Source organism: Streptomyces sp. NPDC048523 (genome assembly GCF_043199815.1).
GTDB lineage: Bacteria > Actinomycetota > Actinomycetes > Streptomycetales > Streptomycetaceae > Streptomyces.
This window is the reverse complement of record NZ_JBICWQ010000001.1, coordinates 1,110,874-1,130,957: the sequence shown is the minus strand read 5'-3', so window position 1 is coordinate 1,130,957 and position 20,084 is coordinate 1,110,874. Positions and strand designations below refer to the sequence as shown.

Below are 20,084 nucleotides of genomic sequence, written 5' to 3'. Positions count from 1 at the left end.
AGCAGTATCGCTGTCTCACCATCGCTGTGACACCCGATCGGCGGTCCTTTCCGATCATGTGAGGTGCCCTCGCTGTGACGCCCGCCACCGCGTGCGAGGACGGTTCCGGGGAAGGCGAGCCCTCGGCCGGTGCCTTGTGCCAGGAGGCAGGGGCCGACGCACGTCCGGAGACCCGGGCGAGACCTGCCGGGGCGCACCAGAGAGTGGAACCACCTGTGAGCAAGGACGCCGTGCAATCGGCACAGGCCGCCTCCCGCACCGACGTGGCCCAGGTGCCCGCCGACGCGGGCGACGCCGGCTACAGCAAGGACCTCAAGGCCCGCCACGTCAACATGATCGCCATCGGCGGCGCGATCGGCACCGGCCTCTTCCTGGGCGCCGGAGGACGACTCCACACCGCGGGCCCGGCGCTGGCGCTGGCCTACCTGGTCTGTGGCATCTTCGCCTTCTTCGTCGTCCGCGCCCTGGGCGAGCTGGTCCTCTACCGCCCCTCCTCGGGCTCCTTCGTGTCGTACGCGCGCGAGTTCCTCGGCGAGAAGGGCGCGTACGTCGCCGGCTGGATGTACTTCCTGAACTGGTCGACGACCGGCATCGCCGACATCACCGCGATCGCGCTCTACACGCACTACTGGAGCCTGTTCACCGACATCCCGCAGTGGACGCTGGCGCTCATCGCCCTCGCGGTGGTGCTGACCGTCAACCTGATCTCGGTGAAGATCTTCGGCGAGATGGAGTTCTGGTTCGCGATCATCAAGGTCGCCACCCTCGTCGGCTTCATGCTGATCGGCATCTTCCTGCTGGCCACCCGGCACGAGGTGGGCGGCGGGACACCCGGCACGGGCGTGATCACCGACAACGGCGGCGCCTTCCCGTACGGCGTGATGCCGGTCGTCCTCGTCATGCAGGGCGTGATCTTCGCGTACGCCGCGCTGGAGCTGGTCGGTGTCGCGGCGGGGGAGACGGCGGAGCCGGAGAAGGTCGTCCCGCGCGCGGTGAACTCGATCATGTGGCGGGTGGCCCTGTTCTACGTCGGCTCGGTCGTGCTGCTGGCCCTGCTCCTGCCGGCCTCGGTCTACTCGGCCGACGAGAGCCCCTTCGTCACGGTCCTGTCGAAGATCGGGGTTCCGGCGGCCGGTGACGTGATGAACCTGGTGGTCCTGACGGCGGCGATGTCCTCGCTGAACTCCGGCCTGTACTCCACGGGCCGCATCCTGCGCTCGATGGCGACGGCGGGTTCGGCCCCGAAGTTCACCGCCCGCATGAACCGCAGCCAGGTCCCCTACGGCGGCATCCTGCTCACCTGCGCGGTCTGCGTTCTCGGCGTGGGCCTGAACTACCTGATGCCGAGCCAGGCCTTCGAGATCGTGCTGAACATCGCCTCCCTCGGCGTCATCAGCACCTGGGTGATCATCATGGTCTGCCACCTGGTCTTCGTCCGCCGCGCGCGGTCCGGCCTGGTCACCCGCCCCTCCTTCCGACTGCCCTTCAGCCCGGCCACGGAGATCACCACGATCGCCTTCCTGCTGGCCTGCCTGGGCATGATGTGGAACGACCCCGAGGTCGGCCGCAGGACGCTGCTGCTCATCCCGGTGATCGCGGTACTCCTGGTGGGCGGGTGGTTCGCCATCCGCCGCAGGGTCGAGCAGACATCGGACCGCGAGCTGACCGACCTCACGGACTGACGGGGCACCGCGTTGTCAGTGGTGCCCTCTACGGTGGAGTCATGGGGGAGATCACGTACGTCCGAGGCGACGCCACCGCACCATCGGTGAAGGGCACCAAGCTGATCGCGCATGTCTGCAACGACATCGGCGGCTGGGGCAAGGGCTTCGTCGTGGCGGTGTCGCGCAGGTGGCCCGAGCCGGAGAGCGCCTACCGCGCCTGGCACCGAAGGCGCGCGTCGAACGACTTCGGGCTGGGCGCCGTGCAGTTCGTGCAGGTCGAGCCGTACGTCTGGGTGGCCAACATGGTCGGGCAGCGGGGGATACGGAGCGGCAGCAAGGGCATCCCGGTCCGGTACGAGGCGATCGACGCGGCTCTGGGCCGCCTGGCCGACAAGGCCCTGGAGCTCGACGCGTCCGTGCACATGCCACGGATAGGCTGCGGACTGGCCGGCGGAAAGTGGTCCCGCGTGGCGCCGCTGATCGACGAGCGGCTGGTGAAGCGGGGCGTCGCGGTCACTGTCTACGACCATGGGGAGGGCGGGAGTTGACCCGATGCACTTCTCGCCCGCGTGGCCGATGTCTCGACTCGCGGTGAATCGGTCACCCTCACCGGGTGAGGACGCCGTCGGAGCGGCCCGCACCTCGACGGGAGTCGAAGGACGGGCCGCCCCCAACCCCCTAGTCGGTGTGCACGTCGTTCGTCGCCGCGATCTGCTTCCACGACTTGGGCTGCACAGGAGCCTGCGCGGTCCTCGCGATCGACGCACCCCGCGCCGCGGGCGCCCCCGGCTTCGACGGCTGGAACAGCCACGTGTCGAACAGCGCGGCCAGCGACTGCCCCGACACCTCCTCGGCGTACTTCTGGAACTCGGCGACGGAGGCGTTGCCGTACGCGTACTTCTGCGGCCAGCCCTTCAGCACCGCGAAGAACGCGTCGTCACCGATCTCGTTCCGCAGCGCCTGCAGGGCCAGCGCGCCCCGGTCGTAGACGGCGATGTCGAACTGGTTCTCCGGCCCGGGGTCACCCGGCTTCACCGTCCAGAACGCGTCGTCGGCCGGGTGCGCGGCGTACACGTAGTCGGCGAGTTCCTGCGCGGTCCCTTCGTCCTCGTGCTCGGACCACAGCCACTGCGCGTACCGCGCGAAGCCCTCGTTGATCCAGATGTCCTTCCAGTCGTGTACCGACACCAGGTCGCCGTACCACTGGTGGGCCAACTCGTGCACGACCACGGAGGTGTTGGACCCGTTCGCGAACTGGCGCGGGCTGTAGAAGGGCCGGGTCTGTGTCTCCAGCGCGTACCCGGTGTTCGTGTTCGGCACATAGCCGCCGAGCGCGTCGAAGGGATACGGCCCGAAGTACCCGCTCAGCCAGTCGGCGATCTCCCCGGTCCGCTCCACACTGGCCCGCGCCGCGCCGTAGTTGGCCCCGAGGTCCTTGCTGTAGGCGTTGACGACCGGAATGCCACCGTCTGTCGTCCCGGTGGTGAGGTCGAACTTCCCGACGGCGAGCGTCGCGAGATACGTGGCCTGCGGCTTGTCGGAGCGCCAGTTCCAGCGGGTCCAGCCCAGGCGTGAACTCGTCGACTGGAGCGTGCCGTTGGAGATGGCCTGGTTGCCGTCGGGCACGAGGACCGAAACGTCGTAGGTGGCCTTGTCGAGCGGGTGGTCGTTGCTGGGGAACCACCACCAGGCCGCCTCGGGCTCGTTCGCCCCGACCCCGCCGTCAGGGGTGCGGTGCCAGCTCGTGAAGCCGTACGCCTGCTTCGACGACGGCACCCCGCTGTAGCGGACCACCACCGTCACGGACGTTCCCTTGGCCAGCGGTGACTTCGGCGTGATCTCCAGCTCGTGCTCACCGGAGGTGGTGAACGAGGCCTTGGCGCCGTTGACCCGCACCTCGCTCACGTCGAGGAGAAAGTCCAGATCGAAGCGGGACAGGTCCTGCGTGGTGCGCGCCAGAAGGGTGGCTGTGCCCTCCAACTCGTCCGTCGCCGGCTGGTACTTCAGCCGCAGGTCGTAGTGGGAGACGTCGTATCCGCCGTTGCCGTAGTCCGGGTAGTAGGGGTCGCCGATGCCCGGAGCGCCGGGGGAGAAGCCCGCCGCCGACGCCGGGATCGCCAGCATCAGGGAGGCCGCCGCGAATGCGCCCGGTGCGATGAGTCTGCGGTGCACGAAAGCTCCAAGTCGTGGGGAGATGAAGTCTGTTCGCAGCCTATTCACCACCTGTGAGCCGGACGTGTCCACGGTCCCTCCTGTCACACGATCGCCATTCGGCCGTCATGGACTCAATGGGCCCTCTTTTGTGCGGGAGTTGACCGCAGTACCGTCCGCCCATGTCGATACGCACGCGCTTCACGACCTGGAGACCGCTCGCGACAGCCGCCGCGGCCACCGCCGCCCTGCTGGCTACCTTCCTCGCGCCCGCGACCGCACAGGCACAGACCCGCACGGCCCCGCGCGAGAGCCAACCGATCTACTCGTACGACAACGCCGTCCGCGAGGCCGTCTGGGTGGACACCCGGCTCGACGGCGACGGTGACGGAAAGACCGACCGTGTCGCCGTCGACATTGTCCGGCCCCGCGAACCCGCCCAGCGGGGCCGCAAGGTCCCGGTCATCATGGACGCCAGCCCGTACTACTCGTGCTGCGGACGCGGCAACGAGAGCCAGCTGAAGACGTACGACGCCCAGGGGAACGTCGTCCGGATGCCGCTGTTCTACGACAACTACTTCGTGCCCCGCGGCTATGCCTTCGTCGGGGTCGACCTCGCCGGCACCAACCGTTCCGACGGCTGTGTGGACGTCGGCGGCCGCTCCGACATCCAGTCCGCCAAGGCGGTGGTCGACTGGCTCAACGGCCGGGCCACCGCGTACACCAGCCGCACGGGCACAGCGAAGGCCAGGGCCACCTGGACCAACGGCAGGACCGGCATGATCGGCAAGAGCTGGGACGGCACCATCGCCAACGGCGTCGCCGCCACCGGCGTCAAGGGACTGAAGACCATCGTCCCGATCAGCGCCATCTCCACCTGGTACGACTACTACTTCTCCCAGGGCGCCCCGCTCTACGACTCCGGCCCCGACTGGCTCTCCGACTACGTCGACAGCCCCGACGCCCGCGCCAAGTGCGCCGCCGTCCAGCAGAAACTCGTCGACCAGGCACCCCGCACCGGCGACCGGACCCCGCTGTGGACCGAGCGCGACTACGTGAAGGACGCGCGCAAGGTCACGGCCAGCGTCTTCCTCGTCCACGGAATGCAGGACCTCAACGTCCGTCTCCAGCACGTCGGTCCGTGGTGGGACGCCCTCGCGAAGAACGGCGTCGAACGCAAGATCTGGCTCTCCCAGACCGGCCACGTCGACCCCTTCGACTTCCGGCGCGCGGAGTGGGTCGACACCCTGCACCGCTGGTTCGACCACGAACTCCTCGGCTACGACAACGGCATCGACCGCGAGCCCATGGCCGACATCGAACGCCACCCCGACCAGTGGGTCACCTCGAAGTCCTGGCCCCCGCGCGGCACTTCGGCGACCACTCTGCGCCCGGCGAAGGGCGCACAGCCGGGCGTCGGCACCCTCGGCCTCGCCAAGGCCAAGGGCACCGAGACCTTCACCGACGACCCCGCGCTGAGCGAGACGGACTGGGCCGCCCGGATCGACACGTCGACCCCCGACAAGGCGGGCTTCACCACCGGAACCCTCACCAAGGACCTCCGCCTGTCCGGATCCTCCAAGGTCACGGTCACGGCGACCCCGACCACCACCACGGCCCACCTCTCCGCCGTACTCGTGGACCTCGGCCCCGACACCATCCGCGACTACGCGGCCGGCGGCGAGGGCATCACCACCCTCACCGACCGCACCTGCTGGGGCGCGAGCACGACCGGCGACAGCGCCTGCTTCAAGCAGACGCAGGCGAAGACCACCGCGGTCGACTACACCGTGGTCAGCCGCGGTTGGGCCGACCTGGGCAACTACGCCTCGGACCGCAAGGGCGTCCCGCTCACCCCGGGCAGGGCGTACACCATCACCCTCGACCTGGGCGCCACGGACCACGTCGTCCCGGCGGGCCACCGCCTCGCCCTGATCGTCGCGGGCACCGACAAGGACCTCATCGACCCGCCGTCCACCAAGCCCACCCTCACCATCGACCTGGCCCGCACCTCGGCCCGCGTGCCGCTGGTCGGCGGCGCCGCCGCCTTCGCGCACGCGACGAAGGGCGCCGAGACGGTCGTACCGGATGCGGCGCGAGCCCTCGACGGTGTCCGCGCTCCGCGCGCCACCCAGCGTGTCCCGGAGGTGGGCCGGTGATCGGAACCGTCACCGCCGGGGAGCCCGACACCGGCTGCTGAATCGGTCGAGATCTGCGGCACCTGTGGTAGGTCCTGGGGAACTTGGTGAAAACCGGCGTATCCACCGCCCCAGGGGAAGGTGCCGCAGATGACTGAAGACCTGAAGAAGAGAGGCGGCCGGGAAGGTGCCGCGGGCATCCTCGGCCACGAGACCGACCGGGTGGTGTTCGGTGTCACCGCCGTCATCACCCTGGCCTTCGTGATCTGGGGCTGGGCGGCGACGGACTCCCTGGAGGACGTCTCCACCACCCTGCTCAAAGGGCTGATCCACAACGGCGGTTGGGCCTTCATGCTGGCCGCCTCGTGCTTCGTGGTGTTCGCCCTGTGGCTCGCGATGAGCCGCTACGGCCGCATCCACCTGGGCGCCGAGGGCGAGGAGCCCGAGTTCAAGACGGTGTCCTGGGTCGCGATGATGTTCAGCGCCGGCATGGGCATCGGCCTGATGTTCTACGGCGTCAGCGAGCCCCTCTCGCACTACACGACCCCGCCCCCGGGCACGAACCCCGCCAACTCCGGTGAACGCATGGAGACGGCGATGGCCACCACCCTCTTCCACTGGACCCTGCACCCCTGGGCGATCTACGCGGTCGTCGGCCTGGGCATCGCCTACAGCACCTTCCGCAAGCGCCGGCGGCAGACCATCAGCGCCGTGTTCACCCCGCTCATCGGGGAGAAGCACGCCAACGGCACGGTCGGCCGGGTGATCGACATCCTCGCGATCATCGCCACCGTCTTCGGCTCCGCGGCCTCCCTGGGCCTCGGCGCCCTCCAGATCGGCTCCGGTTTCCGGGAACTGAACTGGATGGACGACGTCAGCACCGGCCTGCTCGTCACGATCATCGCCGTGCTGACCCTGGCCTTCGTGCTCTCGGCCGTGTCCGGCATCGAGCGGGGCATCCAGTGGCTGTCCAACACCAACATGGTGCTCGCCCTGATCCTCGCCGTGTTCGTGTTCATCGCGGGCCCCACGATCATCGTGCTCGACCTGCTGCCCACCTCGGTCTTCTCCTACCTCGGCGACCTGCCCCAGCTCGCCGGCCGTACCGAGGCGAGCGGCGGCAAGGGCGTCGCGGACTGGCTCGGCAGCTGGACCGTCTTCTACTGGGCCTGGTGGATCTCCTGGACGCCCTTCGTCGGCATGTTCATCGCCCGCATCAGCCGCGGCCGCACCATCCGGCAGTTCGTCGGCGGCGTCATCCTCGTGCCCAGCACGGTCAGCCTCGTCTGGTTCGCGATCTTCGGCGGTACGGCCATGAAGCTGAAGGAGGGCGGCGCGCTCGGCGGCGAGTCGACTCCGGAGGGCCAACTCTTCGGCGTCCTCCAGGAATTCCCCATCGCCACCGCCACCAGCCTGCTCGTGATGATCCTGGTCGGCATCTTCTTCGTCTCCGGCGCCGACGCCGCGTCCATCGTGATGGGCACGCTCTCCCAGCGGGGCGCACTCGAACCCGGCCGGTTCGTCGTCGTGTTCTGGGGCGTGGTCACCGGAGCGGTCGCCGCCATCATGCTGCTCGTCGGCAGCGGCCAGGGCGACGCGCTCACCGGCCTGCAGAACCTCACCATCCTGGCCGCCGCGCCCTTCGTCCTCGTGATGATCGGCATGTGCGTCGCCCTCATGCGCGACCTGCGCCGGGACCCGCTCATCGTGCGCGGCGAGATGGGCTCCGAGGCCGTCGAACTCGCCGTGATCGAGGGCCACCGGAAGTACGACGGCGACTTCGGGATCCAGATCGGCCCGGGCCCCGGCACCGAGACGGAGGGCGACCCACTGGGCCACGACCACAGCTGATCCGGCGCACGCCGAGGAGGCGGTCACACCCCCTCCGACCGGTCCTCCTTCGACCATGCGTACGCCGCTGACGCCGGGCCGCGCCGCCAACTCCCCGTACCCGCCGAGGTGCACGTCGGACGACCGCGCCGCCCGGCGTGAGCGGAATGACCCATGCCGTGCTCAGACCGGCCCAAAGCCGGGAATACTCACACCATGTCTGCCGCCTACGCGACCTTCGGCCTGGCACCGGCGATGCGTGCCGGTGGAGTCCTCGCCAACGGTGACTTCCAGGTACACCGGGACTTCGTGGACTTCATCGTCGACGGCCGCCCCCTCCTCTTCCAGCTCTCCGACCTCGACGCGGTCTCCCCCCTCGCCTCCGACGTGCCACCCGCGATCTTCACCGCCCAGGTCCGCAGCCTCCTGGGCGAGACGGACGCCCCGCTTCCGAGCGGTCGTCACGTCATCTACGGCTGCCCCGAGTGCGAGGATCTCGCCTGCGGAGCCGTCACCGCCGTCATCGAGCGGGACGGCGACGATGTCATCTGGAAGGACTTCGCCTGGCAGAGCACCGAGGACGTGGACCTCCGGCTCAGCGGCTACCACGGCATCGGACCGTTCCGTTTCCGGGGCGCCGAGTACCGCGCGGCGCTCGACTCCCTGCTCCGGGGCGGCAACGGCTCCGAGGGAGCCCGCCGCCGTGTCCTGCTCATCGGCGCCCGCGTCGCCGTCCTCGCCAAACTCGCCGCCGCCCTGCGCACCATCGGCATCGGCGCCGACATCACCCACGAGGTGGGAGCCGTCCACGCCGACGAACTGCGCGGCTACGGCGCCGTCGCCTTCGGCCGCGCGGTCACCGAGGAGGAACGTGCCGCCGTACGCCGCTCCTTCGAACACGCGGGAGTCGACGTGGCCTACGTCGACGGTCTCGCCCCGATCGTCCCGCTGCTCGTGGCCCAGATAGAGCACGCCCTCGACCGCAGCCCCGCCGAACGGCGCCGGCTGACCCGGCTGGTCGCCGCCGCCGGCGAGGCGGGCGTCGAGGTCACCTCACCGTGCCGGGTGCGCCTGACGGCGTACCGCCTCGACCGCCTCTACCGCACCCACGCCCAGGAGGTCTTCGACGGCGTCCTGGAGGCGGGCCGGCATCGGATCGCCCTGGACGCCAAGGCGGTGAAGGGTCAATCGTTCGTGGTGGCGCGGACCTCGGGAAGTGTCCTGGTGGAGCCGATGGCCCGCTGAGAAACCCGCGCGCCGGGCAATCGCCGCCGCCGTTAGGATCGACGGTCTGATGACTGCCACCCTCGTCGCCAAGAACCTCGCCGCCGGCCACGGCGACCGTTCCCTGTTCAGCGGGCTCGACCTCGTCGTCGCGCCCGGAGATGTGATCGGCCTGGTCGGGGCCAACGGCGCGGGCAAGTCCACGCTGCTCAGGATGCTCGCGGGGCTGCTCGCGCCGGAGGAGGGGGAGCTCAGGCTCTCCCCGCCGACGGCCACCGTCGGGCACCTCCCGCAGGAGCCGGAGCGGCGCCCGGGGGAGACCGTGCGCGCGTTCCTCGCCCGCCGCACCGGAGTCGCCGAGGCCCAGCGGGTGATGGACGAGGCGACCCAGGCCCTGGTCGACGGGGCCCCGGGCGCCGACGACGCGTACGCCACCAGCCTGGAGCGCTGGCTCGACCTCGGCGGCGCCGACCTCGACGAACGCGCCGAGGAGGTCACCGACTCCCTGGGACTCGCGGTCGACCTGGACCTGCCGATGACCTCCCTGTCGGGCGGCCAGGCGGCCCGCGCGGGCCTCGCCTCCCTGCTGCTCTCCCGCTACGACGTCTTCCTCCTCGACGAGCCGACCAACGACCTCGACCTGGACGGCCTGGAGCGCCTGGAGCGCTTCGTGAAGGGCCTGCGCGCCGGCACGGTGGTGGTCAGCCACGACCGCGAGTTCCTCACCCGCACGGTCACCAAGGTGCTCGAACTCGACCTGGCCCAGCAGCGGATCACCCTCTACGGCGGCGGTTACGAGGCCTACCTGGAGGAGCGCGAGGTGGCCCGCCGGCACGCCCGGGACGACTACGAGGAGTTCGCCGACAAGCGGTCCGCCCTCCAGGACCGGGCGCAGATGCAGCGCTCGTGGATGGACAAGGGCGTGAAGAACGCACGTCGCAAGGCGAACAACGACAACGACAAGATCGGCCGCAAGTTCCGCAGCGAGGCCAGCGAGAAGCAGGCCGCCAAGGCCCGCCAGACCCAGCGCATGATCGAACGCCTCGATGTCGTCGAGGAGCCGCGCAAGGAGTGGGAACTGCGCATGGAGATCGCCTCGGCCCCCCGCTCGGGCGCGGTCGTGGCGACACTGCGGGACGCCGAGGTGCGCCAGGGGGACTTCGTCCTCGGTCCGGTGTCCCTCCAGATCGACTGGGCGGACCGGGTGGCGGTCACGGGCGCGAACGGAGCCGGAAAGTCCACCCTGCTCGGCGCCCTGCTGGGCCGGGTCCCGCTGACCTCCGGCCAGTCCTCCCTGGGCTCCGGCGTCCTGATCGGCGAGGTCGACCAGGCCCGCAAGCTCTTCCACGGCGAGGAGTCCCTGCTGGACGCCTTCTGCGCGGCGGTCCCCGACACGGAACCGGCGGAGGTCCGCACCCTCCTGGCCAAGTTCGGCCTCAAGTCCGACCACGTCACCCGCTCGGCGGCGACGCTGTCGCCGGGAGAGCGGACGAGGGCGGCCCTGGCACTGCTGCAAGGCCGAGGAGTGAACCTGCTGGTCCTGGACGAGCCCACCAACCACCTCGACCTGCCGGCGATCGAACAGCTGGAGTCCGCCCTCGACGCCTACGAAGGCACGCTGCTACTGGTCACGCACGACCGCAGAATGCTGGACGCGGTGAGGGTGAACCGTCGCCTGGAGGTCCAATCGGGCAAGGTGACCGAAGCGCCCTGAAGGGGCGCGGGGAACTGCGCGCCCAGCCCCACCGGCGCGCAGTCCCCCACCACCGCTACCGCCCCTTTTTCTTGGAATCGAGCAGCCCCGCCTTACGCAGAGCATCAGCCATCGCACCGTTGGCCGGAGCAGGCGCCGCCTGCCGTTGCTGCCGCTGCTGAGGCGGCCGCCCACCCCGCTGCGGCTGACGACGCTCCCCACCGGAAGGCTTCGCCGCCGCTTCGTCATCGAGCCGCAGCGTCAACGAGATCCGCTTCCGCGGAATATCGACCTCCAGCACCTTCACCTTGACGATGTCGCCGGGCTTCACCACATCGCGCGGATCCTTGACGAACGTCTTCGACAACGCGGAGACATGCGCCAGACCGTCCTGGTGGACACCGACGTCGATGAACGCCCCGAACGCCGCCACGTTCGTCACGACCCCCTCCAGCACCATCCCGGAGACGAGGTCGGAGATCTTCTCGACGCCCTCCTTGAAGGTCGCCGTCTTGAAGGCGGGCCGAGGGTCGCGCCCCGGCTTCTCCAGCTCCTTGAGGATGTCCGTCACCGTGGGCAGACCGAAGGTCTCGTCCACGAAGTCCTGCGGCCGAAGCGAACGCAGCGTCGCCGTGTTGCCGACGAGGGAGGCGACGTCCTGTCCCGCGGTCTTCACCATGCGCCGCACCACCGGATATGCCTCGGGGTGGACGCTGGAGGAGTCCAGCGGGTCGTGGCCGTCACGGATCCGCAGGAAGCCGGCGCACTGCTCGTACGCCTTGGGGCCCAGGCGGGCCACCTTCTTCAGCTCGGTGCGGGCCTTGAAGGGGCCGTTGGCGTCCCGGTGGGACACGATGTTCTCGGCCAGCCCGGAGGTGATCCCGGAGACCCGGGCGAGCAGCGGGGCGGACGCCGTGTTGACGTCGACGCCCACGCCGTTCACACAGTCCTCCACCACCGCGTCCAGAGAGCGCGACAGCTTCACCTCGGACAGGTCGTGCTGGTACTGGCCGACGCCGATCGACTTCGGGTCGATCTTCACGAGCTCGGCCAGCGGGTCCTGGAGCCGGCGCGCGATGGACACCGCGCCGCGCAGTGACACGTCCATGTCCGGCAGTTCCTGCGAGGCGAACGCGGACGCCGAGTACACGGAGGCCCCCGCTTCGGACACCATCACCTTGGTGAGCTTCAGCTCCGGGTGCTTGGTGATGAGTTCACCGGCGAGCTTGTCGGTCTCGCGGGACGCCGTGCCGTTGCCGATCGCGATCAGCTCGACCGCGTGCTCCCGGGCCAGCCGGGCCAGCTTGGCGATCGCCTCGTCCCACCGGTTGGCGGGGACGTGCGGGTGGATGACATCGGTGGCGACGACCTTGCCGGTCGCGTCGACCACGGCGACCTTCACGCCCGTACGGAACCCGGGGTCCAGGCCCAGCGTCGCGCGCGTGCCGGCCGGGGCGGCGAGCAGCAGGTCGCGGAGGTTGGCCGCGAACACGTTGACCGCCTCGTCCTCGGCGGCCGTCCGCAGCCGCAGCCTGAGGTCGATGCCGAGGTGCACGAGGATGCGGGTCCGCCAGGCCCAGCGGACCGTGTCCACCAGCCACTTGTCGCCGGGGCGGCCGCGGTCGGCGATGCCGAACTTCCCGGCCACGATCCCCTCGTAGGAGGAAGGACCGGGCTGCTCGGACGGCTCCTCGGGTTCCAGGACGAGGTCGAGGACCTCCTCCTTCTCGCCGCGCAGCATCGCCAGGACGCGGTGCGAGGGCAGATCGGTGAATGCCTCGGCGAAGTCGAAGTAGTCGGCGAACTTGGCGCCCGCCTCCTCCTTGCCGTCCCGTACCTTGGCGACCAGCCGCCCGCGCACCCACATGCGCTCGCGCAGCTCACCGATCAGGTCGGCGTCCTCCGAGAAGCGCTCGGTCAGGATCGCCCGGGCACCGTCCAGCGCGGCCTGCGCGTCCGGGACGCCCTTGTCGGCGTCGACGAACGCGGCGGCCGCGGCGAGCGGCGCGACACCCGGGTCCCCGAGCAGGCCCTCGGCGAGCGGCTCCAGACCTGCCTCGCGGGCGATCTGCGCCTTGGTGCGCCGCTTCGGCTTGAACGGCAGGTAGATGTCCTCCAGGCGCGCCTTGGTCTCCGCGCCGCGGATCCGCGCCTCGAGCTCCTCGGTGAGCTTGCCCTGCTCGCGCACCGAGTCGAGGATCGCCGTCCGCCGCTCCTCCAGCTCCCGCAGATACCGCAACCGCTCCTCGAGCGTGCGCAGCTGCGCGTCGTCGAGCATCTCGGTCGCTTCCTTGCGGTAGCGGGCGATGAAGGGAACCGTGGAACCGCCGTCCAGCAGCTCCACGGCAGCCTTCACCTGCCGCTCCCGTACGCCGAGTTCCTCGGCGATCCTGCTTTCGATCGACCCTGCGCTGGTGGACCCGCTGGACCCGGGTGTCGTCACGATCCCGTACCGCCTTCTCACTGAGGTTGCGCGGCAATTGTGGCAGGCGGCACCGACAGTCGGGGATCAGGGCGCGGTCATCAGGCCGAGGTCATCAGGCCCTGCTGCTCCTCGTGGAGCCGGACGCACCGCCGAAGAGCCGGGCCACCGCCCGGAAGGGCAGGGTCACCACGGTGGCGATGGCGCCACCGATCTGGCGCAGGACGTCTGCGATCGCGCGGAACATGTGTATCCCCTTTCCTCTCCCGGCCGCGACGACCGGGAAAGGAACGGGTACCTCCGAGACGGCCGGGCAATCTTCGTGGCCCCGTGTTTCAGCGCTTGCCGATCAGGTCCGCGGGATAGGCCCCCGCGGTCGACGCGGCCCGGGCGAAGCCCACCGCGAGCTCTGTCAGCCGTCGTACGCCGTCGGCCCCGAGGTGCTCGTACGGGGCCCGGTCCAGGCGGTCCGTCTCCGCCTCGATCTCCTCCCGCAGGGCGACACCCCGCCCGGTCAGCTCACCGTCGGCGTCCAGCAGTCCGCGCTCCCGGAGCCGGCCGGCGGCCGCGTCCCACTCCTGGCGGGTCCACCCGCGGGTGGTGAACACCCATGACGGTGTCATGCCCCGGCCCGTCGCGGTGTGGGTCACCAGGGCCTCCAGGCCGTCCAGCTCCGCGGACATCAGGGCGGCGAGATGTCCGTCGCCCCGGTGCTCGCGCAGCAGCGTCGCGGCGTGCCAGAACGCCAGGTGGGGTGCCTCGGGCACCGGCAGGTCGGCGTGCGCGGAGTACAGCGGGCGGGCGGCGCGCGAACAGGCCTCCGTGGCCCGCAGCGCGAGCCGCGCGGCCTCGGCCATCCCCTCCGACGCCACGGTCTCGTCGCCGAGCAGGCGGCGCAGGGTCGAGTCGACGGCACGCGCGCGTGCCGCCAGGACCTGTTCGGGCGTGGTGGTCCGCCACACGGCGGGCACGTGCTCGGCGACCAACTCGTGCTTGTAGTTGTAGAACGCCGCCGTGACCGCCCCCGGCCCGACCGGACCCAGCGCTGCGGCCCGCACCGCGAAGTTGACGGCCCGCGGATGGGTGACGCCGATCGCGGCCAGCTCCTTGTCCAGGTCGGGAGAGAAGTAGTGCGCCGCGTGCAGGGAGTTGAGCGGGTTGTGACAGCGGCGTCCGGCACGTGGTTCCAGGGCGGCAGTAGTCATGACGAGCAGGTTACCGACCGCTTGGTATCCGTTCGACGGCTGTGCCGGGCATGGCAGAAAAGGTGGGGAACTCGTCATTGCCGCCATCGCGCCCCGCCCCAAGAATCAAAGGCATGGCCCAGCGAACCGTTCTCTTCGTCCTCTTCGACGGCGTGCAGAGCCTCGACGTCACCGGCCCGCTGGAGGTCTTCGCCGGGGCCGAGCAGCTCACTCCGGGCACGTACCGCATCCGTACGGCCTCGCTCGACGGCGCTCCCGTACGCACCTCCAGCGGCCTGACCGTCGTACCGGACGAGGCCCTCGCGCGGGCGGATGCCCCGCATACCCTCCTCGTGCCCGGTGGCCGGGGCACCCGGCACCCCGACGCCCGCATCGCCGACTGGCTGCGCGAGCACGGGCCGCGGGCCGAGCGCCTGGTCTCGGTGTGCACCGGCGCCATCCGGCTCGCCGAGGCGGGGCTCCTGGACGGCCGCCGCGTCACCACGCACTGGGCGTACTGCGACAAGCTCGCCCGCGACCACCCGTCCGTGGAGGTGGACCCGGACCCGATCTATGTGCGCGACGGACATGTGTCGACGTCCGCCGGCGTCACCTCCGGGGTCGACCTCGCGCTCGCCCTGGTCGAGGAGGACCTGGGCCGGGACGCCGCCCTCGTCATCGCCCGCCACCTGGTCGTCTTCCTGCGCCGGCCCGGCAACCAGGCCCAGTTCAGCGCCCAGCTCGCCGCCCAGACCGCCCAGCGCGAGCCCTTGCGCGAGGTCCAGCAGTGGATCACCGAGCACCCCGCCGACGACCTGAGCGTCGAGAGCCTCGCCGCCCGGGCCCGCCTCTCGCCCCGCCACTTCGCCCGCGCCTTCCAGACCGAGACAGGCATGACACCGGGCCGGTACGTCGACCGGGTCCGGCTGGAACACGCCCGCCGCCTCCTGGAGGACACCTCCGACGGCATCGAGGAGATCTCCCGCGCCTGCGGCTACGGCACTCCCGAGGGCATGCGCCGCGCCTTCGTCAAGGCCCTCGGCACGGCCCCCTCCGAGTACCGCCGCCGCTTCCACCCGACCCCGGCCCACTGAAAGGACTCCCTGTGCAGATCGCCATCGTCCTCTTCGACCGCTTCACCGCCCTGGACGCCGTAGGACCGTACGAGACCCTCGGTCGCCTCCCTGACTCCGAGGTGGTCTTCGTCGCCGAGCAGACCGGTCCCGTCCGTGCCGACAGCGGCAGCCTCGCACTGATCGCCGACCGGACCCTGGCCGAGGTGCCGAACCCGGACGTCCTGGTCGTCCCGGGCGGCCCGGGGCAGACCCCGCAGATGGAGAATCGGGCGCTGCTCGACTGGATCCGCGCCGCTGACGCCACCAGCACCTGGACGACGTCCGTGTGTACCGGCTCCCTGCTGCTCGCCGCCGCAGGCCTCCTCGAAGGGCGCCGCGCCACCTCGCACTGGCTGGCGCTCGACGAACTGCGGAAGTTCGGGACCGAGCCGACGGGGGAACGGGTGGTGACCGACGGCAAGTACGTCACCGCGGCCGGCGTTTCCTCCGGCATCGACATGGGGCTCACGCTGATCGGCCGCATCGCCGGGGACTTCGTCGCACAGGCCGTACAACTCGGCATCGAGTACGACCCGCAGCCCCCCTACGACGCCGGTTCGCCGCAGAAGGCGCCCGCGCACCTCGTCGAGGAGTTCCGCTCCAAGAGCCGCTTCATCCTGACGTAGTCCAGGTGAAGCGCGGTGTCCTGCGCTCCAGGAACGCGGCGACCCCCTCCGCGGTGTCGCCGCTGCCCCGCGCCTGCCCGGCCCAGTACGCGTCCCGGTCCGTACGGCCGTTCGCGAACTCCTTCGCCGCGGCCTGCGTGAGCTGCGAACGGGACGCCAGGATTCGCGTGAACTCCCCGACCCGCTTGGCCAGTTCACCCGTCGGCAGTACCTCGTCGACCAGGCCCGTACGCAACGCCCGCTCCGCGTCGATCAACTCACCGGAGAACAATAGGTACTTGGCGGTGGCGGGACCGACCAGCGACACCAGTCGCCGGGTGGAGGACGCCGCATACACGATCCCGAGCTTCGACGGTGTCACCCCGAACAGCGCGCCCTCCTCGGCGAACCGCAGATCGCACGCCGCCGCGAGCTGCGAACCGCCGCCCACACAGTGCCCCCGGACCGCCGCGAGCGTCGGCTTCGGAAACGCGGCGAGGGCCTCCTCGGCACGCACCGCCAGCTCCTGCGCCTCCTCGGACGATTCACGCAGCGTGGAGATGTCCGCGCCCGCACAGAACGTCCCGCCCTGACCGGTCAGCACGAGCGCCCGGACGCCCGGATCGGCGGCCAGCGTCTCAAGGAGCGGCGGCAGCGCCCGCCACATCGCGGCCGTCATGGCATTGCGCTTGGCCGGATGGTGCACTACGACGGTAGCGACCGAGTCGGTGACGGTGTGCAGCAGCTGCGGCTCCGGGAGCTCCATGCGTCGGATGCTAGCCCCACGCCCCGACCGTACGATCAAGAAGGGGTCCGCAGCGCGAGGAGGCCCCCGCATGTCAGTGAACAAGGCGGAGAACCCCGAGGCGGCCAAGTTGAGCCGCGGTTTCGGCTGGCTGGCGGCGCTGGGCGTGGTCCTGGTGATCGCCGGACTCGTCGGGCTGATCTATACCGGGGTGGCCACGCTCACCTCGATGATCCTTTTCGGCTGGCTCCTGCTGATCGGCGGCGTGGTCGGACTCCTGCACGCGGTCCAGGCCCGGGACTCCAACTTCTTCTGGCTCGGTGCCGTGGTCGCCGCCCTGAACATCGCGGCCGGCGTGGTCGTCATCGGGCGACCGGAGGCGGCGGCAGCGGCACTGACCATGTTCGCCGCGCTGCTCTTCCTGACCGGCGGGGTGTTCCGGCTGGCCGGCAGCCTGGTGGTGCGCGGACCGCAGTTCGGCTGGACGCTCGTGCAGGGCGCCTTCGACCTGCTGCTGGGCATCCTGGTGCTGGCGTCCTGGCCGAGCAGCAGCAAGTACGTGATCGGCTGCTTCTTCTCGCTCGCCCTGCTCTTCGACGGCCTCGGCCTCGTCGCCACCGGCTTCGGCGGACGCAAGGTCGTCGGCATGGTCACCGAGCGGCAGGAGGCGGCCGCGAAACCGACACACCTTGAGTAGCTCCGTGCGGAAACGGTCAGAGCCACTCGATATGCGCTGACTTCTGTTCAGTACGGCGGGCCGGGGTGACATGCTGCCAACACTCGACGTGTGGTGACAATCGAGCGCAAGGGTGGCGACCGAAGAATGGACGACCATGGGCGTGGGTCCGGCCCTCGCCCAACGGACAGCGGAGAAGACCCCCTCGAACCGGACCCTCTCGAACAGGATCCCCCCGGCCCGGATCCCCTCGGACCGGACTCCCTCGGCCCGGACTCCCTCGACCCGGACTCCCTCGACCCGGGCGCACCGGACCCGCTGCCGTACGAGGGCGTGTGGCGGTTCACCGCCCCCGCCGTCGACGCGTCGGTCCCACAGGCGCGACACGCCGTGCGGGACCTGCTGTACCGCCAGGGCGTGCCCGTCTCGGACGATCTCGTCCAGGGCCTCTTGCTGATCGTGTCCGAGCTCGTCACGAACGCCGTCCGGCACGCGGCCCTGCTCTCGCCGATGCTCGCCGTGGAGGTGGCCGTCGGCGCGGAGTGGGTGCGGGTGTCCGTGGAGGACAACCACCCCTACCGGCCGACCGCCCTGGAGACCGATCACAGCGGCGAGGGAGGCCGGGGACTGCTCCTGGTCCGCGAGATCACCCGGGAGGCGGGCGGAGTCTGCGACGTCGAGCACACGGCCAGTGGCGGCAAGGTGATCTGGGCCGCCCTGCCGCTCATGGCCGTGCGCGTGCCCTGAGCGGCAGAGAATCGCTCACCAGCCGGCGGACGGGCCCGTCAGCTCCCTGACCGCGGGACGGGCCGCGTCCAGCACCGTCATGAACCACGCCGAGAAAACGTCCTTCGCGTGCCGCTCCGCCAGCTCGTCCGGGGTCACGAAGGCGGTCGTGGCGACCTCCTCCGGGTCCGGGGCGAGCGAGGACTGCACCATGCCGACGAAGAGGTGGTTGTACTCCTGCTCGACCAGGCCCGAGTCCGGGTCCGGGTGGTTGTAGCGCACCGTGCCCGCCTCGGCGAGCAGCGACGGGGAGACCCCCAGTTCCTCGTACGTCCGCCGGGCCGCCGCCGCGAAGGGCGCCTCGCCCGGGTAGGGGTGGCCGCAGCAGGTGTTGGACCACACACCGGGGGAGTGGTACTTGCCCAGCGCGCGCTGCTGGAGGAGCAGTCGGCCGCGCTCGTCGAAGAGGAACACCGAGAAGGCGCGGTGCAGTTGTCCCGGGGGCTGGTGGGCGGCGAGCTTCTCCGCGGTGCCGATCGTCACACCGTGCTCGTCGACCAGTTCCAGCAGGATCGCGTTCGCGGCGCCGTTCGACGGAGTGTGCGTCGTGGTGGCAGGTGTGGTCGGCATACCCATCCTTCACATCGGTCTTCGCGCCCCAAGTGTGCCGCACGGATCGGGCACTCCCGGCAGTTGATCGTGCCCGGCGCGGCGGGCGGGGAACCGCTCGGGGTGGTGCTGTGCGGTGGAGGACGCAAAGGTGCGCCGGATCGCTGCATTCCGTCAGAACGGGCGTTTCATGCACCGTACACGTGTGTCACTGGTACACCCGTCAGTGGCACAGCCGTGCCTCGTGTTCCGCGTGCCCGCTCGGCTCCAGCTGGAAGGTGCAGTGCTCCACGTCGAAGTGGTCGCCGAGACAGTTCTGGAGCTCGTGCAGCATCTTCTCGTGGCCGATCGCGCTGAGCACGTCGGAGCGCACCACCACGTGCGCGGACAGCACCGGCATCCCCGAGGTGATCGTCCAGGCGTGCAGGTCGTGGACGTCCTCCACGCCGTCCAGGGCCAGGATGTGCATCCGCACCTCCGTCATGTCGACGTCCTTGGGTGCCGACTCCAGCAGGACGTCGAGGGTCTCGCGCAGCAGCTTGACGGTGCGCGGCACGATCATCAGGCCGATGACGAGCGAGGCGATCGGGTCGGCGGCCTGCCAGCCCGTGGTCAGGATCACCGTCGCCGCGATCAGCACCGCGAGCGAGCCCAGCGCGTCCGCCGCGACCTCCAGGAACGCCCCGCGCACGTTCAGGCTCTCCTTCTGACCGCGCATCAGCAGGGTCAGCGAGATCATGTTCGCGACCAGACCGATCGCACCGAACACGATGGTCAGCCCGCCCTCGGTGTCGGCCGGCGTGACGAACCGCTGGATCGCCTCGTACAACACGTAGCCGCCGACCCCGAGCAGCAGCAGACAGTTCGCGAGGGCGGCGAGGATCTCGGCGCGGGCGTACCCGAAGGTGCGGTTGCCGGTCGCCGGGCGGTTCGCGAAGTGGATCGCGAGGAGGGCCATGCCGAGACCCAGCGCGTCCGTCGCCATGTGCGCCGCGTCCGCGACCAGGGCGAGCGAGTCCGCGACGAAGCCGCCGACGATCTCGACCACCATGACGGTGAGCGTGATCGACAGCGCCACCCGCAGCCTGCCGACGTACGCCGCGGTCGCCGTACCGCCGGTCGGCGCATGCGAGTGCGCGTGCCCGTGATCGTGCCCTGCCCCCATGGAAGCCGCCTCCTGCGCGTCGATCCGGAACACCCGTCCGGGATCACAGTGAACTACGCCCTGGGGGTATCCGGCAACGCGGCACTGAACACCGTTGTCATATGTCCTGACCTGCGGAAACGAACCGCAGGTCAGGA

The 20,084-nt window shown here is 70.4% G+C and carries 17 protein-coding genes; 10 read left to right on the top strand and 7 right to left on the bottom strand.

Annotated features, from left to right (window positions below; all coding sequences use genetic code 11):
- Positions 1 to 215 precede the first annotated feature (215 nt).
- Both ACGFWE_RS05160 and ACGFWE_RS05155 read left to right on the top strand, forming a co-directional pair.
- The gene (locus tag ACGFWE_RS05160) at positions 216 to 1,682 is read left to right on the top strand and encodes an amino acid permease (protein WP_393597957.1); all 1,467 of its coding nucleotides are present in this window, start codon (positions 216 to 218) and stop codon (positions 1,680 to 1,682) included.
- A gap of 41 nt (positions 1,683 to 1,723) precedes the next feature.
- Complete coding sequence (locus ACGFWE_RS05155) at positions 1,724 to 2,212, top strand: macro domain-containing protein (protein ID WP_393597955.1); 489 nt, start codon at positions 1,724 to 1,726, stop codon at positions 2,210 to 2,212.
- Positions 2,213 to 2,342: 130 nt separating this feature from the next.
- Here ACGFWE_RS05155 and ACGFWE_RS05150 read toward each other — a convergent pair whose 3' ends face one another.
- Entirely contained in the window at positions 2,343 to 3,836 is a 1,494-nt protein-coding gene (locus ACGFWE_RS05150) for a M1 family metallopeptidase (protein WP_393597953.1), read from the bottom strand.
- Between the two features lie 161 nt (positions 3,837 to 3,997).
- Here ACGFWE_RS05150 and ACGFWE_RS05145 point away from each other — a divergent pair, with 161 nt between their 5' ends.
- The 4 genes from ACGFWE_RS05145 to ACGFWE_RS05130 all read left to right on the top strand — a co-directional run bounded on the left by ACGFWE_RS05145 (position 3,998) and on the right by ACGFWE_RS05130 (position 10,721).
- Positions 3,998 to 5,974, top strand: coding sequence for a Xaa-Pro dipeptidyl-peptidase (locus ACGFWE_RS05145; protein WP_393597951.1), 1,977 nt, complete (start codon positions 3,998 to 4,000; stop codon positions 5,972 to 5,974).
- 129 nt (positions 5,975 to 6,103) lie between these two features.
- Complete coding sequence (locus tag ACGFWE_RS05140; protein ID WP_352380749.1) at positions 6,104 to 7,804, top strand: BCCT family transporter; 1,701 nt, start codon at positions 6,104 to 6,106, stop codon at positions 7,802 to 7,804.
- 195 nt (positions 7,805 to 7,999) lie between these two features.
- Positions 8,000 to 9,028, top strand: a complete 1,029-nt coding sequence (locus tag ACGFWE_RS05135; protein WP_393597949.1) for an oxidoreductase — start codon at positions 8,000 to 8,002, stop codon at positions 9,026 to 9,028.
- Positions 9,029 to 9,077: 49 nt separating this feature from the next.
- Positions 9,078 to 10,721: an ABC-F family ATP-binding cassette domain-containing protein gene (locus tag ACGFWE_RS05130; protein WP_393597947.1), complete on the top strand. Its 1,644-nt coding sequence runs from the start codon at positions 9,078 to 9,080 to the stop codon at positions 10,719 to 10,721.
- A 55-nt stretch (positions 10,722 to 10,776) separates the two neighbouring features.
- Here ACGFWE_RS05130 and ACGFWE_RS05125 read toward each other — a convergent pair whose 3' ends face one another.
- The 3 genes from ACGFWE_RS05125 to ACGFWE_RS05115 all read right to left on the bottom strand — a co-directional run bounded on the left by ACGFWE_RS05125 (position 10,777) and on the right by ACGFWE_RS05115 (position 14,327).
- The gene (locus ACGFWE_RS05125; protein ID WP_352380745.1) at positions 10,777 to 13,143 is read right to left on the bottom strand and encodes a Tex family protein; all 2,367 of its coding nucleotides are present in this window, start codon (positions 13,141 to 13,143) and stop codon (positions 10,777 to 10,779) included.
- Between the two features lie 94 nt (positions 13,144 to 13,237).
- On the bottom strand, positions 13,238 to 13,369 hold the full coding sequence (locus ACGFWE_RS05120) for an LPFR motif small protein (protein WP_352380743.1): 132 nt from the start codon (positions 13,367 to 13,369) through the stop codon (positions 13,238 to 13,240).
- Between the two features lie 88 nt (positions 13,370 to 13,457).
- Positions 13,458 to 14,327, bottom strand: a complete 870-nt coding sequence (locus ACGFWE_RS05115; RefSeq protein ID WP_393597945.1) for a hypothetical protein — start codon at positions 14,325 to 14,327, stop codon at positions 13,458 to 13,460.
- 113 nt (positions 14,328 to 14,440) lie between these two features.
- Between ACGFWE_RS05115 and ACGFWE_RS05110 the strand changes: the two genes are divergently transcribed.
- Positions 14,441 to 15,400: a GlxA family transcriptional regulator gene (locus tag ACGFWE_RS05110; RefSeq protein ID WP_393597943.1), complete on the top strand. Its 960-nt coding sequence runs from the start codon at positions 14,441 to 14,443 to the stop codon at positions 15,398 to 15,400.
- Positions 15,401 to 15,411: 11 nt separating this feature from the next.
- Complete coding sequence (locus tag ACGFWE_RS05105; RefSeq protein WP_393597941.1) at positions 15,412 to 16,047, top strand: DJ-1/PfpI family protein; 636 nt, start codon at positions 15,412 to 15,414, stop codon at positions 16,045 to 16,047.
- On the opposite strand, the gene ACGFWE_RS05100 is transcribed toward ACGFWE_RS05105, so the two are convergent.
- On the bottom strand, positions 16,034 to 16,792 hold the full coding sequence (locus ACGFWE_RS05100) for an enoyl-CoA hydratase/isomerase family protein (RefSeq protein WP_393597939.1): 759 nt from the start codon (positions 16,790 to 16,792) through the stop codon (positions 16,034 to 16,036). The genes ACGFWE_RS05105 and ACGFWE_RS05100 overlap by 14 nt on opposite strands.
- A gap of 70 nt (positions 16,793 to 16,862) precedes the next feature.
- Here ACGFWE_RS05100 and ACGFWE_RS05095 point away from each other — a divergent pair, with 70 nt between their 5' ends.
- Complete coding sequence (locus ACGFWE_RS05095; RefSeq protein ID WP_352380734.1) at positions 16,863 to 17,468, top strand: DUF308 domain-containing protein; 606 nt, start codon at positions 16,863 to 16,865, stop codon at positions 17,466 to 17,468.
- A 126-nt stretch (positions 17,469 to 17,594) separates the two neighbouring features.
- Positions 17,595 to 18,194: an ATP-binding protein gene (locus tag ACGFWE_RS05090; protein WP_393598934.1), complete on the top strand. Its 600-nt coding sequence runs from the start codon at positions 17,595 to 17,597 to the stop codon at positions 18,192 to 18,194.
- Positions 18,195 to 18,209: 15 nt separating this feature from the next.
- Here the strand turns inward: ACGFWE_RS05090 and idi are convergent, their stop codons facing one another.
- Together idi and ACGFWE_RS05080 are read right to left on the bottom strand one after the other, a co-directional pair.
- A complete protein-coding gene (gene idi, locus ACGFWE_RS05085) occupies positions 18,210 to 18,803 on the bottom strand; it encodes an isopentenyl-diphosphate Delta-isomerase (RefSeq protein WP_352380732.1) in 594 nt (197 codons plus the stop codon).
- 202 nt (positions 18,804 to 19,005) lie between these two features.
- On the bottom strand, positions 19,006 to 19,947 hold the full coding sequence (locus tag ACGFWE_RS05080; RefSeq protein WP_352380731.1) for a cation diffusion facilitator family transporter: 942 nt from the start codon (positions 19,945 to 19,947) through the stop codon (positions 19,006 to 19,008).
- Positions 19,948 to 20,084 lie beyond the last annotated feature (137 nt).

What these genes read in the sequence shown, in the direction of transcription:
- ACGFWE_RS05120 (WP_352380743.1), bottom strand. Translation starts at nt 13,369, where the DNA reads ATGTTCCGCGCGATCGCAGACGTCCTGCGCCAGATCGGTGGCGCCATC.
- ACGFWE_RS05090 (WP_393598934.1), top strand. Translation starts at nt 17,595, where the DNA reads ATGGACGACCATGGGCGTGGGTCCGGCCCTCGCCCAACGGACAGCGGA.
- ACGFWE_RS05095 (WP_352380734.1), top strand. Translation starts at nt 16,863, where the DNA reads ATGTCAGTGAACAAGGCGGAGAACCCCGAGGCGGCCAAGTTGAGCCGC.
- ACGFWE_RS05145 (WP_393597951.1), top strand. Translation starts at nt 3,998, where the DNA reads ATGTCGATACGCACGCGCTTCACGACCTGGAGACCGCTCGCGACAGCC.
- ACGFWE_RS05135 (WP_393597949.1), top strand. Translation starts at nt 8,000, where the DNA reads ATGTCTGCCGCCTACGCGACCTTCGGCCTGGCACCGGCGATGCGTGCC.
- ACGFWE_RS05130 (WP_393597947.1), top strand. Translation starts at nt 9,078, where the DNA reads ATGACTGCCACCCTCGTCGCCAAGAACCTCGCCGCCGGCCACGGCGAC.
- ACGFWE_RS05140 (WP_352380749.1), top strand. Translation starts at nt 6,104, where the DNA reads ATGACTGAAGACCTGAAGAAGAGAGGCGGCCGGGAAGGTGCCGCGGGC.
- ACGFWE_RS05100 (WP_393597939.1), bottom strand. Translation starts at nt 16,792, where the DNA reads ATGGAGCTCCCGGAGCCGCAGCTGCTGCACACCGTCACCGACTCGGTC.
- ACGFWE_RS05115 (WP_393597945.1), bottom strand. Translation starts at nt 14,327, where the DNA reads ATGACTACTGCCGCCCTGGAACCACGTGCCGGACGCCGCTGTCACAAC.
- ACGFWE_RS05080 (WP_352380731.1), bottom strand. Translation starts at nt 19,947, where the DNA reads ATGGGGGCAGGGCACGATCACGGGCACGCGCACTCGCATGCGCCGACC.
- ACGFWE_RS05155 (WP_393597955.1), top strand. Translation starts at nt 1,724, where the DNA reads ATGGGGGAGATCACGTACGTCCGAGGCGACGCCACCGCACCATCGGTG.
- idi (WP_352380732.1), bottom strand. Translation starts at nt 18,803, where the DNA reads ATGCCGACCACACCTGCCACCACGACGCACACTCCGTCGAACGGCGCC.
- ACGFWE_RS05110 (WP_393597943.1), top strand. Translation starts at nt 14,441, where the DNA reads ATGGCCCAGCGAACCGTTCTCTTCGTCCTCTTCGACGGCGTGCAGAGC.